This window comes from Vibrio sp. S9_S30 (genome assembly GCF_014694455.1).
GTDB lineage: Bacteria > Pseudomonadota > Gammaproteobacteria > Enterobacterales > Vibrionaceae > Vibrio.
On sequence record NZ_JAAUWT010000229.1, the window covers coordinates 1 to 236 of the forward strand.

At 41.1% G+C, this 236-nt stretch carries 1 protein-coding gene; it reads right to left on the bottom strand.

From position 1 onward, the window contains the following. Nucleotides 1-4 precede the first annotated feature (4 nt). Nucleotides 5-236 (bottom strand): hypothetical protein (locus tag HC752_RS25075; protein WP_238930647.1); only part of this gene is annotated, 232 nt, incomplete at its 5' end.

A 236-nucleotide genomic window follows, 5' to 3' on the forward strand; every position in this document is an offset into this window, starting at 1 on the left:
CAATTTAAGAGGGATTCACAACGCTCGGCATTTTTGCTTCTACTTCAAATTTAGTGTTTATGGCACAATGAGTTAGGTTTGGTTGAAGGCGTTGTTCACCCCTTAATTGGGCGTTATAGCGCTTTGAAGATTCAAGGGTTGTAAGGCTTTCGAAAGTTGCTGGCTTCAGTGTTTTCGAGTTCGATTCCTCAACCATATCTAAAGTGAAAAATTCTCGGCAAACCAAGTTGCTGCAA